This window comes from Flavobacterium sp. GW821-FHT12A05 (assembly GCF_058807735.1).
The window spans coordinates 631735-644499 of sequence record NZ_JBXAQY010000003.1; the positions used below are offsets into that span (position 1 = coordinate 631735).

Annotated in this window: 10 protein-coding genes; 1 reads left to right on the top strand and 9 read right to left on the bottom strand. The window is 35.6% G+C overall.

Translation table 11 applies throughout. The features are described 5' to 3' along the window. Positions 1 to 152 precede the first annotated feature (152 nt). The 8 genes from AC1RRQ_RS09140 to AC1RRQ_RS09175 all read right to left on the bottom strand — a co-directional run bounded on the left by AC1RRQ_RS09140 (position 153) and on the right by AC1RRQ_RS09175 (position 9911). On the bottom strand, positions 153 to 1775 hold the full coding sequence (locus tag AC1RRQ_RS09140; RefSeq protein WP_493022714.1) for a UxaA family hydrolase: 1623 nt from the start codon (positions 1773 to 1775) through the stop codon (positions 153 to 155). Between the two features lie 28 nt (positions 1776 to 1803). Continuing rightward, positions 1804 to 3252, bottom strand: coding sequence for a tagaturonate reductase (locus AC1RRQ_RS09145; protein WP_493022715.1), 1449 nt, complete (start codon positions 3250 to 3252; stop codon positions 1804 to 1806). A 210-nt stretch (positions 3253 to 3462) separates the two neighbouring features. Continuing rightward, positions 3463 to 4131 (bottom strand): bifunctional 4-hydroxy-2-oxoglutarate aldolase/2-dehydro-3-deoxy-phosphogluconate aldolase, encoded by a 669-nt coding sequence (locus tag AC1RRQ_RS09150; RefSeq protein WP_493022716.1) that lies wholly within the window; start codon positions 4129 to 4131, stop codon positions 3463 to 3465. Between the two features lie 12 nt (positions 4132 to 4143). Further along, positions 4144 to 5166 (bottom strand): PfkB family carbohydrate kinase, encoded by a 1023-nt coding sequence (locus AC1RRQ_RS09155; RefSeq protein WP_493022717.1) that lies wholly within the window; start codon positions 5164 to 5166, stop codon positions 4144 to 4146. 106 nt (positions 5167 to 5272) lie between these two features. Next, positions 5273 to 6679 carry a glucuronate isomerase gene (gene uxaC / locus AC1RRQ_RS09160; protein WP_493022718.1) on the bottom strand — a complete coding sequence of 469 codons (1407 nt, stop codon included), beginning with the start codon at positions 6677 to 6679 and terminating at the stop codon, positions 5273 to 5275. 25 nt (positions 6680 to 6704) lie between these two features. Next, entirely contained in the window at positions 6705 to 7496 is a 792-nt protein-coding gene (locus tag AC1RRQ_RS09165) for a gluconate 5-dehydrogenase (RefSeq protein ID WP_493022719.1), read from the bottom strand. Between the two features lie 5 nt (positions 7497 to 7501). Next, positions 7502 to 8341 (bottom strand): 5-dehydro-4-deoxy-D-glucuronate isomerase, encoded by an 840-nt coding sequence (gene kduI / locus AC1RRQ_RS09170; protein WP_493022720.1) that lies wholly within the window; start codon positions 8339 to 8341, stop codon positions 7502 to 7504. Positions 8342 to 8441: 100 nt separating this feature from the next. Beyond that, positions 8442 to 9911, bottom strand: coding sequence for an MFS transporter (locus tag AC1RRQ_RS09175; RefSeq protein ID WP_493022721.1), 1470 nt, complete (start codon positions 9909 to 9911; stop codon positions 8442 to 8444). A gap of 395 nt (positions 9912 to 10306) precedes the next feature. On the opposite strand from AC1RRQ_RS09175, the gene AC1RRQ_RS09180 reads away from it, so the two are divergent. Further along, entirely contained in the window at positions 10307 to 11248 is a 942-nt protein-coding gene (locus AC1RRQ_RS09180; RefSeq protein ID WP_493022722.1) for an alpha/beta hydrolase, read from the top strand. 80 nt (positions 11249 to 11328) lie between these two features. On the opposite strand, the gene AC1RRQ_RS09185 is transcribed toward AC1RRQ_RS09180, so the two are convergent. After that, complete coding sequence (locus AC1RRQ_RS09185; RefSeq protein ID WP_493022723.1) at positions 11329 to 12699, bottom strand: PepSY-associated TM helix domain-containing protein; 1371 nt, start codon at positions 12697 to 12699, stop codon at positions 11329 to 11331. Between the last annotated feature and the right edge of the window lie 66 nt (positions 12700 to 12765).

The window sequence follows — 12765 nt, forward strand, 5'->3', positions numbered from 1 at the left end:
AGCTCCTATGGAGCTGTTTTTTTTATTCTAACTATAATCTAAAATGAACTTATATCACTTATATGGTGAAAAAAAAAAGAAAGACGCACTGCTGTGCGTCTCTACTATAAATCTTTGTCGCTTTGCCTCTCTGTACCTCTGTACCTAAAAAATTAAAGCGATACCCCTCTTTTCCAAGGAATAAAATCATTTTGATTTAAAATTGCCGCTTTGGTTTTAATTGTACCACTTGCAACATCGATAATAAACTCTAACATTTCATCGGCCATTTCATCAATTGATTTTTCTCCTGTGATAATGCCGCCGGTGTCAATATCGATAATATCCGACATTTTTGCCGCTAACTGTGTGTTTGATGAAATTTTTACAACTGGAGCAATCGGGTTTCCTGTCGGCGTTCCTAATCCTGTTGTAAACAATACCATATTAGCACCAGAACCTACCATTGCTGTTGTACATTCTACGTCATTTCCTGGTGTACAAAGTAAAGTTAATCCTGGTTTTGTAATGTATTCACCATAATCAAAAACCCCTGTAATAGGCGAAGTTCCTCCTTTTTTAGCCGCTCCTGCAGATTTCATTGCATCTGTAATTAAACCATCTTTAATGTTACCCGGAGATGGATTCATATCAAATCCAGAACCTGCATCTACAACAGTTTTTTCATACCATTGCATCAAGTCTAAGAAACGTTTTCCACTTTCGTCTTCAACGCATCTGTTTACTAATTCCTGTTCCACACCGCATAATTCAGGAAACTCAGAAAGAATTGTTGTACCGCCTAAAGCAGCCAATAAATCCGAAGTTACCCCTAAAGTAGGATTTGCAGAAATTCCAGAGAATCCATCAGATCCACCGCACTCTAAACCAATTCTCAGTTTAGATAATGGAGCTGGTTCTCTTTTTATTTCGTTAGCTTTTTTAATTGCCTCAAAAGTATCTTTTACAACACTGCTCAACATCGTTTCGATTGTACCGATAGATTGCTGATCGTAAATTAAAACAGGCTTTTTACTGTTTGGATTAATCGCATCTAAAGCATCTTTGAAAATCTGAATTTGAAGATTCTGACATCCTAAACTCAAAACTGTAGCTCCGGCAACGTTTGGATTGTTTACATAACCAGCCAACAATTTAGCCAGACTATGAGAATCCTGACGAATTCCGCCGCAACCGCCTTGGTGTGTAATGAATTTTACTTCGATATTGTTGAATAAATTAGCATCATTTGAAGCTTCCTGATTTCCTGCTCCTCCCGTTTCTGATTTTACCAAAGAACGAAGCAGTAATTGATAATCGTTTTCTTTAGGTTTCATCAATTCTTTCTCAAAAATATCTTTTAAGATTTCGATGTTTCTGTTTTCACAAAATACTAAAGGAAAAAACAACCACACATTTTCAGTCCCAACCTGTCCGTCTTCTCTATGATATCCCTGCCATGTTCTGTCTTTCCATTTGTCAACATTTGGAGCAGTCCAGCCAATCGTTTCTGTTTTACCAGTAACTTTATCACTTTCATGTTTTACATTTGAAGTAGAAAGCAAACCTCCTCTTTCGATTCTTGCACTTGCCTTACCTACTAAAACTCCGTACATAATGATTCTGTCTCCTACATTAAAAGGAACCATTGCAATCTTATGTTTCATCTTAACATCAGACTCAACAGTAACTGATTCTCCTTCAAAATCAATTACTTCGCCTGCTGTAAGATTCACCAAAGCAACCGCTACATTATCGGTTGGGTGAACTTTTATTAATTTTTTCTGCGTTGCCATAATTAACCCTTGTTCTTTTGTTTTTTTTCTATTTTATTCTTTCCTGAAACTTAGCAAAACCAGCTTCGATTCCATTTGAATCAATTTCTTCTAAAGCAATGGTTATCGCTTTTGTTAATCCAGGTATTTCAGTTAAATCTTCATCCCAGAAACTTTTGTTCTGCAATGTAAGTCTTGCTATTTTCTCATAGTCATCTGATTTCCATAAACCATCAAAAAATGAAACGATATCTTCACTGTCATTAACCGGTAAACTCTCGCCGTTCCAAGTTCCTTTATAGAAACGAATTAAAGCTGCAAAAGCAAAAGTTAAATGAACCGGAAGTGTTTTATGAATGTCTACATAACCTGTTAAACTTGGTAAAACACGTACTTTAAATTTAGAAATTGAATTTAAAGCGATAGACGATAATAAATGCTTGATAAACGGATTTCTAAAACGGTCCAGAATTTCTTCAGAGAAACTCGCTAATTCCGCTTTGTCCATGTTTAATGTTTCGTTGATTTCTTCAAAAACAGCTTTGTTGATGAATTCTCCCGTAAACGGATTATCAACTGTTTCTTTTACGGTTTCGTTTCCGTAAAGCAGTGAAAATGGAACCATTGCAGTATGCGCACCATTTAAGATTCTTACCTTACGTGTACGGTACGGCTGCATATCGGCTACGATTTTTACATCTAAATCTGTTTTATCAAACGGAAGTTTTGCTTTCAGTTTATCATCTCCTTCAATTACCCATAAAAAGAAAGATTCTGCGCTTACAATCAAATCATCTTTGTATGAAAGCTGTGCATTATATTCTTCGATTTGATCTTTTGGATAACCCGGAACAATTCTGTCAACCAATGTATTATGAAAAGAACAGCTGTTTTTAAGCCATGAAACAAAGGCTTCGTCTAATTTCCAGTCTGCACTGTATTTGAAAATAATTTCTTTTAAAGTATCTGAATTATAATTGATTAATTCACAAGGAATAATCGTTAATCCTTTATCTGCAGCTCCATTAAAATGCTTGAATCTTTCATGCAAAAGCACTGTTAATTTTGCAGGGAAAGATACCGGAGGCGTCATTGTAGGAAGATCTGAAGCAATGTATTCGATACCTGCTTCGGTAGTATTAGAGATAATAAAAGCCAGTTCTTCTTCTTTAGCCAAAGACAAATACTCTTGAAAAGAGGCATAAGGATCAATTGCTTTTACAATATTGGTAATCAATTCTTTTTCCTGAATTTCCTCACCTTTTTTTACTCCTTTCATGAATAGAGTATACAATCCGTCCTGCGCATTGATCATATTCACCAAACCTTTATCAATAGGCTGTACTACGGCAATTCCGGCATTAAAATCAGCTTTTTGATTTAATTTTTGGATTGCGTATTCAACAAAGGCTCTTAAGAAATTACCCTCACCAAATTGAACTACTTTTATAGGAAGTTTGTTTGAAAACTCTGAATTGGATCTGTTTATTTTTTCCATTTTTATTATCTCATTAAAGTTGTTATAAATAACCACTTAATTCCTTATTCATCACTTTATAACATTGTAAATGAAACATTACACTTGAATGTAAAACAAAACCTGCTGTGAGGAGTCACAGGAATCATTTTGCAAGCGTAATGCTCAATTACAATCTCTAAAATCTAAAAAAAACTTATTTAAATAAGGATTGGCATGATTACTCCTTATTTATTTTCTTATATTTTTTATAATGTCAAGAACCTGACTTACTTTCGTTTTTAATGCGTCGTAATCGTTTTTATCTAAAATATCTTTAGAAATCAATTGCGACCCTATACCTACACAAGTTACACCGGCATTAAACCACGAACTTAAACTTTCTACTGTTGGCAGCACACCTCCAGTTGGCATTATCGAGGTCCACGGACAAGGCCCTTTTATTGCTTTGATAAACTCTGGTCCATAAATATCACCAGGAAATAGTTTTACAATTTCGCATCCTAATTCTTCTGCTCTTGCAATTTCAGTAAGCGTGCCGCAACCCGGAGACCAAAGCACTTTACGACGATTACAGGCAATTGCGATATCTTCTCTAAAAACCGGAGTTACAATAAAATTAGCGCCTAAACTCATGTATAAGGATGCCGAAGCAGCATCTGTAATAGAACCTACACCCAGGATCATTCCAGGTAATTCTGCCAAAGCATATTTGTTCAAAGCTCCAAAAACTTCATGCGCAAAGTCTCCTCTGCTTGTAAATTCCATTAATCTTGATCCACCGTCATAACAAGCTTTTAAAACTTTTTTGCTTACTTCGATATCCGAATGAAAAAATAGCGGTACCATTCCGTTATCTTTCATTGTTTGAGCCACTTCTATTCTTGAATATTTTGCCATTTCTTTAATTAATTATCTTGATACTAATGCAGATCCATCACCATCAATCATATTTTCAACTTCTTTTAAAGTAACCAAATTGTAATCGCCTGCAATGGTATGTTTTAAACAACAAGCCGCTACTGCAAAGTCTAACGCTCTCTGGTTATTATTTTGATATTCTAACAGTCCGTAAATCAATCCGCCCATAAAAGCATCACCGCTGCCTACCCTGTCTACAACAGGAGTTACTTCTTTTACCGCTGCCTGATAAATTGCTTTTCCGTCAAACAAAACACCGCCGATTCTTTGGTGCGAAGCACTAACCGAATAACGAAGTGTTGTGGCTGCAATTTTTAAATTCGGAATTAAATCAAATAACTTCGTGTATAAAACAGGAAGTGATTTTTCATCCTGATAATTAGGGTTCACTTTTGGAATTCCTAACATGAAATAAGCGGTATCAATGTCTCCTAAAATAACATTGCTGTATTGCAGCATTTCCGGCATAACTTCGCTTGGAGTTTTACCGTACTGCCAAAGTTTTGATCTGTAATTTAAGTCGCATGAAATTTTAATTCCAAGCTTATGAGCCACTTTAATAGCTTCTAAACAAGCATCTGCAGCGCTTTGAGAAATGGCTGGCGTAATACCGCTCCAATGAAACCATTCTGCTCCTGCCAGTACTTTTTCCCAGTCTACCATTCCTTTTTCAATGGTCGACATGGCACTGTGAGCACGGTCGTACACCACATTACTGCCGCGTGTTCCGGCTCCGGTTTCAAGAAAATAGATTCCTAAACGTTCTCCTCCATAAACAATGTTTTTAGACTCGACGTTCATTTTTCGCATTTCTTTCAAGGCCGATAAACCTATTTCGTTTTCAGGCAGTCTTGTTACAAATTCGGCATTGATGCCATAATTCGCCAAGGAAACACATACGTTAAATTCACCACCTCCATACGTAGCTCCGAATGCTGTAGATTGTGAAAAACGTAAATGCCTTTCTGTTGATAAACGCAGCATGATTTCTCCAAATGCAACTACTCTACTCATTATTTATATATTTTTTTTGCCACAGATTATAATGATTAAAAAGATTTTAGTCTGAACGTTAAAATTCTTTTTTCTATTTTCTATTTTCTATTTTCTATTTTCTTAACTAAAACTTAAAATATTCTTTAGCGTTGTTGTATGAAATATCAGAAACTAATTTTCCAATCCATTCCATATCATTTGGAAGTTCTCCTCTTTTGATTTCATCTCCCAAAAGATTACATAAAATACGTCTGAAGTATTCGTGTCTTGGGAAAGATAAAAAGCTTCTTGAATCTGTAAGCATTCCAACAAAGCAGCTTATTAATCCCATATTAGAAAGGGCATTCAACTGTTTTGTCATTCCATCTTTTTGATCTAAAAACCACCATCCCGATCCAAATTGTACTTTTCCGCGAACGCTTCCGTCGTTGAAATTTCCAATCATCGTAGCCATAACTTCGTTATCAGCCGGATTTAAATTATAGATAATCGTTTTTGTCAATTTATCTTTGCTGTCTAATGCATTTAAAAAGCTTGATAATTTTTGTGCCTGCGGATAATCTCCAATAGAATCCCATCCGGTATCAGGACCTAAAATTCTGTGCATACGCGCATTATTATTTCGCAATGCACCTAAGTGAAACTGCTGCACCCATCCAAATTCGTGATACGTTTCAGACAAGAATAATAAAACGGCGCTTTGGAATTTTAAAGCTTCCTCTGGCGATATAATTCTGTTTTCTCTTTTCTTTTTGAAAATTGAATTGATTTCAGTTTCTGTAAATTCTTCAAAATAAATCTGATCTAAACCGTGATCGCTCAATTTGCATCCGTTTGCATTAAAGAATTCAATTCTTTTTCTCAAGGCTGTCTGCAAATCAGCAAAAGTGTTAATTGCAACTCCGGACACATCCCCTAATGTGTCCAGATATGCATTATAACCATCATTAGAAATTAAGATGGCTTTATCAGGTCTGAAAGCCGTACTCATTTTAGTTCCAATTGGGTTTTGAGCCAGTTTTTGATGAAACTCTAAACTATCGATTGGATCTTCTGTTGTACAAACCAATTCAGCATTTACTTTTTTAAGAAGGTTTTGTGTGCTGTAAGCCTGCGAATTTATTTTTTCAGTAGTTTCGATATAAATCTTTTCTGCTGATTTTTCGTTTAACAAATCATAAATATCAAAATAACGAGCAAGCTCTAAATGTGTCCAGTGATACAACGGATTACGCATCGTGTAAGGAACCGTTTTTCCCCAGTTTAAGAACTTATCTTTATCAGATCCATTTCCGGTTACAAACTGCTCATTAATTCCTAATGTACGCATTGCACGCCATTTGTAGTGATCTCCGTTAATCCAAACCTGCGTAATGTTGTCAAAGATTTTATCTTCGGCAATAAACTGCGGGTTTAGGTGATTGTGATAATCAATTATAGGCTGATTTTTAGAATAGTTATGATATAACTCTTCTGCATATTTATTTTCTAATAAAAAATTATCGTTTATGAATGTCTGATTCGCGCTCATGTCTTTTTAAAATATAATTTGAGAATTATTCTTCGTTTGAAGGTTTTCCAATTGTAGCAAGGATTCCGCCATCAACATATAAAATGTGGCCATTAACAAAATCACTAGCTTTTGAAGATAAAAATATCGCTGCTCCTGCTAAATCGCTTGGATCTCCCCATTTTGCCGCTGGTGTTCTGCTGATGATAAAATCATTAAACGGATGTCCGTCAACTCTAATAGGTTTTGTTTGTTCTGTAGCAAAATATCCAGGTCCGATTCCGTTGATCTGTACATTGTATTTTGCCCACTCTGTTGCCATATTTTTAGTCAGCATTTTTAAGCCTCCTTTTGCAGCGGCATAAGCTGAAACTGTATTACGGCCCAACTCACTCATCATAGAGCAAATGTTGATTATTTTTCCTTGTCGTCTTTCGATCATTCCTTTGGCAACATGCTTAGAAACGATAAACGGACTTACTAAATCAATATCGATTACTTCTCTAAAATCAGCAACTTCCATTTCCAGAAGCGGAATTCTTTTGATGATTCCGGCGTTGTTGATTAAAATAGCGATTGGTCCTACTTCACTTTCAATTTTTTGAACTGCTTCAATAACTTCTTTTTCTTCGGTTACATTAAATTTATAACCTACCGCATTGATTCCTTCACCTTTAAGTTCAGCCACAGCATCGTCAATTTTTTGCTGCGATGAATTTCCGTTCACTACAATTGTAGCTCCCGCCTGACCTAATCCTTTTGCCATTGCCATTCCCAGTCCGTGTGTACTTCCTGTAATAAGGGCAACTTTTCCTTTTATATCAAATAAGTTTGTCATGATTTTTATCTTAAATCTGTGATTTTGCAAACATCCATATCTCCGTAATCTAAGTTCTCACCCGCCATTCCCCAGATAAAAGTATAGTTGCTGGTTCCTGAACCTGAGTGAATAGACCAAGGCGGTGAAATTACGGCCTGATGATTGTTCATCCAGATGTGTCTTGTTTCCTGAGGCTGTCCCATAAAGTGACATACTGCTTGATTTTCAGGAATATCTAAATAGAAATACACTTCCATTCTGCGATCGTGTACGTGAGCCGGCATGGTATTCCAAACACTTCCCGGTCTCAATTCTGTCATTCCCATCTGCAATTGGCAGGTTGTTACCACACTTCCAATAATCATTTGGTTTACGGTACGGTGATTCGCCGTTTCCATTGTACCTAACTCTAATTTATTTGCTTCTGCCAAACTTACTTTTACTGTTGGATAAGTTGTGTGAGCCGGTGCAGAGTTCAAATAGAATTTAGCTGGATTTTTACTGTCGGCACTTTTAAAGATCACTTCTTTATTCCCGCTTCCAATGTATAGAGCATCTTTAAAACCTAACTCATAAGAAGTTCCTTCTACTACAACAGAACCACTTCCTCCAACATTAATAATTCCTAATTCTCTACGCTCTAAAAAATAAGGCGCTTTAAGAGGATCGATTGTTTCTAAAGCCAAGTCACCTTTTACCGGAACTGCAGATCCTGCAATGTATCTGTCATAATGCGAATAAACCAATACCACTTCATCTTCCTGCATTAAATCATCAATCAAGAATTCTTCTCTTAATTGCTGTGTATCATATTTTTTTACTGCTTCCGGGCTTGACGCGTATCTTGAACTATATTTTGTCATAATATTTATTTTAATGTAATCGATTGCACAAAATTAATTTTTTATATTCAAATAGCATAATTGAAATGAATAAAATTATGCTATTTAGACAAATTATCTTTTACAAGTTTGTAATTGGGCTGTATCTTGGCACAAGAGATTTCATTACAATCCAGCCAGTTAAGTAACAAACGGCACAAATTGAGAAAATTATAAAGTATCCTGCTTCAATTCCTTTAAATCCCATAAAAACCATATTAGTTTCTTTGGCATAATCAAAAAGCAATCCTGATCCTTTATTTATAAAGGTTGATCCTACTCCTCCTGCTAAACCTCCAATTCCTGTAATGGTTGCAATGGCTTTTTTAGGAAACATATCTCCTACTGTAGTAAAAATATTAGCCGACCAAGATTGGTGCGCTGCTCCAGCAATACCAATAATAACAACTGGAATCCAGTAACTAATGTAGCCTAAAGGCTGTGCAATAAGGGCTAATAAAGGAAAAAATGCAAAAATAAGCATGGCTCTCATTCTTCCTTCATACGGATTCATTCCTTTCTTTTCTACAAAATAAGTTGGAAGCCATCCGCCAATGATAGACAATAATGTAATCATGTACAATACAAATAACGGCAGGGCAGCTTGTGTAGAATCCATTCCGTAAACTGAGCTTAGGTAAGCCGGAGTCCAGAATAAGAAAAACCACCATACACCATCTGTCATAAATTTACCAAAAGCAAAAGCCCAGGTTTGTTTGTATTTAAAGCAGTCTACAAAAGAAACTTTTGTTTTTGTTTCCGGAACGTAACCCACTAATTTGCTGTCTGCAATATCATCCTGCTGAATATAAGCTAATTCTTCGGCACTTACTCTTGGGTGTCTTTCTGGTTTATCGTACATAAAAATCCAAAATCCCATCCAGATGAAACCTAAAGCTCCAATGATGATAAAAGACATTTCCCATCCGAAAGATTTTGCAATAAACGGAATTGTAATTGGAGCTGCCAATGCACCCACTGTAGCACCGGCATTAAATATACTGGTAGAGAAAGCTCTATCTTTTTTAGGAAAATATTCGGCTGTTGTTTTGATTGCCGCAGGAAAATTACCCGCTTCGCCAACGGCCAAAATAAAACGCGCAAAAATGAACAATGTAACACTTACATTAATTACCAATGCAGTATCACTTACGGTGCTGATTATTTCTTTTGAACCGTGAAATCCTACGAACCATTCTCCTGTAATAATTCCAGAAGTTGCGATGCCGCAGAAGGCATGTAAACAAGCTCCAATAGACCAAATACCAATAGCCCAGAGAAAACCTTTTTTAGTGTCCAGCCAGTCTACAAATCTTCCGGCAAACAATAAAGAAACGGCATAAAAAATAGAGAAAAGTGCTGTAATATTTCCGTAATCGTTATTGGTCCAGTGAAATTCCGGCGCAATAAAATCGCTCCAGGTTAACGAAAGAACTTGTCGATCTAGGTAATTAATTGTAGTGGCAAAAAAAAGAAGTGCACAAATACTCCAGCGGTATCTTCCTGCAGATTTAACGGTTTCATTTACTGTAACAGCATCGGTTTGACTCATGGTAACGGTTTATTATAGTTAGATATTTTTTCTGGAAAATCTATACACAATACGCATAATTTAAACACATTAAAATCAATATCTTAAAATTATAAAATTGTAATAATGTAATCGATTGCACAAATATAGTTTTTAATCTTTATATTCCAAATAAATTATATAAAAAATTATTTCAACTATACTAATTAACATATTGCATAAAAAAAAGAACTCAAAATTACACATTAAGCAATATATTTGTTAAAAGCTAACAGGTGAAATTCATCCGTATTTAGGGGTAAAATTGTCCCGAAACCAGATCGTTTTCAAATCGATTTTACTTATCTTTCCATTCTTGAAACAAACACATCAAACAATTAAACAACAAACTGAATAACAATTAATTACATTTTAAATTGAAAAATACAAAAAATCAATATCTAAGAAAAATCGCTTTAAATATTATGCTTTTATCAGGAGTATTATTCCATGCCAGCGCCCAAAATCAAGTAATTACATTATGGAATAAAGTTCCGGATGAAATAAAAACTGCAGATTATAAAGAGAAAGAAATACTAAAAGACGGAAAGGTTCAAAGTACCAGTTTAGTTACAATTCCAACCCTGACGGCTTTTTTTCCAGCAGTTACAAAGCCCAATCAAACTGCTGTAATTATTCTGCCTGGCGGAGGTTATCAGCATTTGGCTATTGATAAAGAAGGAACAAAAGTGGCGCAATGGCTGAATAGTTTAGGAATCCCGGCTTTTGTGCTGAAATACAGACTTCCCAATGATTTAATTATGAAGAATAAAAATGTGGGGCCATTACAAGATGCGCAGGAAGCTTTGCGCTATGTAAGACAAAATGCAGCAAAATGGAATCTTGATCCTAACAAAATTGGTATACTAGGTTTTTCTGCCGGCGGCCATTTGGCTTCTACTTTATCTACGCATTATGATGATAAAGTTTACGAATCTGCCTATAAAGTAAGCGCTCGTCCTGATTTTTCTCTTTTGCTGTATCCTGTAATTTCTATGGAAAATCAAACGACACACAAAGGTTCGCAGACTAGTTTATTAGGAAATAACCCTTCGCAGGAATTAATCGATTCTTTTTCTAATGAAAAGAGAGTTACAGCACAAACGCCTCCAGCCTTTCTAATTCACGCTACTGACGATACTACGGTTCTGCCTGAAAACAGCATCAATTACTATTTGGCACTTAAAAAAAATGGAGTTGCAGCCGAGTTACATTTATATGAAAAAGGAGGCCACGGTTTTGGTTTAGGAGTAAACGACACCAGCAAATTCTGGACGAGAGACTGCGAAGAGTGGCTGAAAGCAAATGGTTATCAATAAAAATAAAAAAAGGCAAAACTTAATAAGTTTTGCCTTTGATCAAAAAAACAAAGAAGGAATTAAAAACCAATTTTAAAGTCTTATACAACAGCTTCTTCTGCTATATTTTGTTTCGCTGCAGAAATAGCTTTGCTTACAGGTTTAGGTTTTGCAGCAGGTGCTTTTTTACCAAATTTTTGTTTCCCCCACCAAATAATAAACCCTGTAATAGGTAAACTGGCCGAAATTAAACTGGCTAAAAAAGCAATAATTTTTCCTGTAAGCCCCAATACGCTTCCTACGTGAATATCATAATTCATTCTTCGGATTTTGTCTGGTATATTAGCATCTATATATTTTCCTGAAAAAGGCGATTTTATAGAAATCTCTTTTAAAGACTGCTGATCAAAATTATACCTGTCCATATTATAGTAGGTATTTCTTTGTTTGTAAACAAAAGCCCCAATAGGATCTGCAGGTTTAGCAGGAATCGAAATCATGATTCCGGCAGCCTCAGGATTTTCTTTGTTCATCTTTAATAAAACCCTGTCAGCGGTAGTAATATTAAAAGTCTTAATATGTGTTGTATCTGATGTTGGAGATTCACGGCTTTCTACCAGCGGTTTTCCTCCTGATGTAACCCAATATAAGGATTTACTCCACCAGCCAAAACTCCATACCAAACCTGTTACGGCAATAAAAAACAGAAAAATACAGCTGTAAAAGCCTAATACATTATGCAAATCATAATTAACACGTTTAAAGCTGGCATCTGTTTTTATTTTAAAACTTTTATTAATAATAGACTTTATCCATTTGGTTGGCCACCAAAGTACAATACCCGAGATTAATAGAATAACAAAAATGATAACGGCAACGCCTACAATAGGTCTTCCTATATCATAAGGAAGCCACAATGCACGGTGTCCGTTTAAAATCCATCTGAAAAAATCCGGCGAATCGCCTCTTGAAAACGATTTTACATTTAATATTTCTCCGGTATACGGATTCATATAAATGCTTGTAAAAACACCATTTCTTCTTTTTCTGGGCTTTTCTTCCTTTTTACCTTTTTCCTTACTCTTTCCCTGCGGTTTTAAGTCTGCTTTTCCTTTTTCACCTTTTTCTTTATCTTCTTTTTTCTCGATAAAGTATCCCACAATAGCCGCTTCGTCTTTTGATCCAAAAGTTACACTGGTTGCATGATTGCCTTTCATGGTTTTATCTGCGATTGCTGCCAGCTGAGAGGGAAGTAAAAATGCTTTTTCCTGTGGTTTTACGCAACGCCAGTCTTCGATAAAATCTTTAATCTCATTTTCGAAAACATAAATGCAGCCCGTAAGGCTGACAATAACTACAATAATTCCAGAGGCTAATCCGAGCCACAAATGCAGCCATGCCATAACACGCTTGAAAAGCGATTTTTTACTTTTTTTCTTAGTATTGGGTTTTGGTTTGGAAGAAGAAAACATATTTTTGATAGATAAATAGGATAAATAAAAAAACCGTAAGTCCCCGCCAAAAGACTTACGGTTTAA

Bases quoted from the DNA above. Each gene is read 5' to 3' on its own strand.
- AC1RRQ_RS09140 (WP_493022714.1), bottom strand. From the start codon at position 1,775: ATGGCAACGCAGAAAAAATTAATAAAAGTTCACCCAACCGATAATGTA.
- AC1RRQ_RS09145 (WP_493022715.1), bottom strand. From the start codon at position 3,252: ATGGAAAAAATAAACAGATCCAATTCAGAGTTTTCAAACAAACTTCCT.
- AC1RRQ_RS09150 (WP_493022716.1), bottom strand. From the start codon at position 4,131: ATGGCAAAATATTCAAGAATAGAAGTGGCTCAAACAATGAAAGATAAC.
- AC1RRQ_RS09155 (WP_493022717.1), bottom strand. From the start codon at position 5,166: ATGAGTAGAGTAGTTGCATTTGGAGAAATCATGCTGCGTTTATCAACA.
- uxaC (WP_493022718.1), bottom strand. From the start codon at position 6,679: ATGAGCGCGAATCAGACATTCATAAACGATAATTTTTTATTAGAAAAT.
- AC1RRQ_RS09165 (WP_493022719.1), bottom strand. From the start codon at position 7,496: ATGACAAACTTATTTGATATAAAAGGAAAAGTTGCCCTTATTACAGGA.
- kduI (WP_493022720.1), bottom strand. From the start codon at position 8,341: ATGACAAAATATAGTTCAAGATACGCGTCAAGCCCGGAAGCAGTAAAA.
- AC1RRQ_RS09175 (WP_493022721.1), bottom strand. From the start codon at position 9,911: ATGAGTCAAACCGATGCTGTTACAGTAAATGAAACCGTTAAATCTGCA.
- AC1RRQ_RS09185 (WP_493022723.1), bottom strand. From the start codon at position 12,699: ATGTTTTCTTCTTCCAAACCAAAACCCAATACTAAGAAAAAAAGTAAA.